The 2013-nt window shown below is 73.6% G+C and carries 3 protein-coding genes and 1 pseudogene; all 4 read left to right on the top strand.

What is annotated here, in order from left to right:
* Nucleotides 1–186 (top strand): hypothetical protein (locus tag AB0O00_RS37220; protein ID WP_363659122.1); only part of this gene is annotated, 186 nt, incomplete at its 5' end.
* Between the two features lie 130 nt (nt 187–316).
* Nucleotides 317–1054 carry a hypothetical protein gene (locus AB0O00_RS37215; RefSeq protein ID WP_363659121.1) on the top strand — a complete coding sequence of 246 codons (738 nt, stop codon included), beginning with the start codon at nt 317–319 and terminating at the stop codon, nt 1052–1054.
* A gap of 73 nt (nt 1055–1127) precedes the next feature.
* Nucleotides 1128–1691 (top strand): dihydrofolate reductase family protein, encoded by a 564-nt coding sequence (locus tag AB0O00_RS37210; protein ID WP_363659120.1) that lies wholly within the window; start codon nt 1128–1130, stop codon nt 1689–1691.
* Between the two features lie 229 nt (nt 1692–1920).
* Nucleotides 1921–2013, top strand: a pseudogene (locus tag AB0O00_RS37205) (GMP synthase); the annotation flags it as partial.

Here is a 2013-nt window from a genome sequence, read left to right as displayed (position 1 = left end):
ACCGCGGAGTCCCGGGCCGCCTTCTTCCGGGCCGCGACGGACATCGTCGAGCGGCTGTCCGTCCCCGGCCATGACGCCGACGACACGTGGGTCAACATCCTCAACGCCCGCGACGGCGCCTGGGGCATCGCCGGCCGCGCCCTCACCAACGCCGACCTCGCCGCCGCCATCGCCGCAGGCGTCTGACCGCCCTGGCTACCGGCCGGGCTCCCCGCCCGGCCTCCCGCCCGGCCTCCCGCTCGGCCTCCCCGGCCGGGGGCTCCCCACGTGCGGGGCCCGGCACGGTCTGTCGGTACCGGCCGGTAGCGTGCCGACCGTGATGAACACGAGCGACATCGCGGTCGAGTTCGCCGACGGCTCGCGGCTGCTCCGGCCGGACCGCGACGAGTTGACGGCGGCGGTCGCGGAGCGGATCTCCGACGCGAACCCGTGGCTGTGCGTGACCCGCGGTGGCCCGGGCGGCGACCTGTACGTCCAGGCCTACCGGCACGGGCCGGACGACTGGCAGGTCGAGCACCGGTTCGGCTCGGCGGGGGAGCACTACGAGGCCGTCGAGCCGCAGACCCGGGCGGTGACCGAGCGGCTGCTCCGGGCGTGGACCGGGGCCGAACCGGGCTGGCGGGACACGATCGCCTGGCGACGGCTGGACTTCCCCGCCCGCCAGGTCCCGGTGGCGCACGAGCCGCACGCCCGCACGCGCTGGATCGGCACGCACGCGGGCGGCCGGTTCTTCGGCGACGTCACGGGGGCGCGGGGTCTGGAGGGCGTGATGGCGCTGCTCCACCGCTTCGACGCGGACGGGAACCACGTGGCGAGCGAGTTCCGTCCGGCCCCGGACACGGAGGCAGCCGAGCGCGAACTCGCCTCGCTCCTGGCCGGCTTGGACGGCGTGACGTACGGCCCGATCCGGATCCGCCCGTTCGCGGTGGAGGCGCACGGCGTGCGGTGGGGCCTGATCGACCTGACGGCGGAGATGGACGGACGGGAGCACTACGAGCTGATGCCGCAGTACCTCGGCTTCGGGGCACCCTTCGACGGCCTGTACTCGACGTGACGAGCAGCCGGTGGATCCCGCGACGCCGCGCGGCAAGCAGCGCGAGGACACCGGAAGCCATAGGCTCGGACCCATGCTGATCTATTCGATGGGCGTCTCGGTGGACGGTTTCATCGCCGACCGCCAGGGCAGGTTCGCCTGGTCGGTCCCCAGCGACGAGCAATTCCGCTTCCACGTCGAACAGACCCGGGAGCTCGGCGGGTTCCTGTGCGGCCGCAGGCTCTACGAGACCATGCTGCCCTGGGAGACGGATCCGTCGATGCGCGGCACCGAGCTCTGGGCCGAGTTCGCCGACGTCTGGTGCGCGATCCCGAAGGTCGTCTTCAGCCGCACGCTCGACGCCGTCGAGGGCAACGCCCGACTCGCCACGTCGTCGCTGGGCGAGGAGGCCGCGGCGGTGCTCGCCGCGACCGACGGAACCGGCAAGGACGTCGCGGTCGGCGGAGCGGGACTGGGGGCGCAAGCCGTCGAGCTCGGGCTCGTCGACGAGCTGCGCATGTTCCGCAACCCGATCGTCGTCGGTGGCGGCACGCCCTTCCTGCCGCCGGTCACCGAGGCCGTCCGGCTGGACCTGATCGACACCAGGACGTTCGGCTCGCGCGTGGTCTACGAGCGCTACCGGCGGGCCTCCGACTGACGACGCCCACCGAGCCGCCTACGGCGTCGGCTCCCGGCTTCGGTCACCTCCCGGGGGCGCAGGCGGTCCGGCGGTCACCCTCCGGCCTTCTCGCCCGCCCGGCTATCCGTAGGGAATCGGTTGTCGGCGTTGTCCGGCGCGCACGGCGGGCAGCCGCTTAGCGTGGGACGCACGACGAACCCATCCGAGGAGGACCGGCGATGAGCGACGGACGGCAGCAGGCGGACGCCGCACCTACGGTCACCCGATCGTGCTACGTCCGGTGTCCTCCGAGGACGCCATGACCGCCGACTGGTCGCGCCTGCCCTACGACGTGCTGGCC

This window comes from Kitasatospora sp. NPDC093558 (genome assembly GCF_040683475.1).
Taxonomy (GTDB): Bacteria; Actinomycetota; Actinomycetes; order Streptomycetales; family Streptomycetaceae; genus Kitasatospora.
This window is presented reverse-complemented; position numbering and strand designations above follow the sequence as displayed.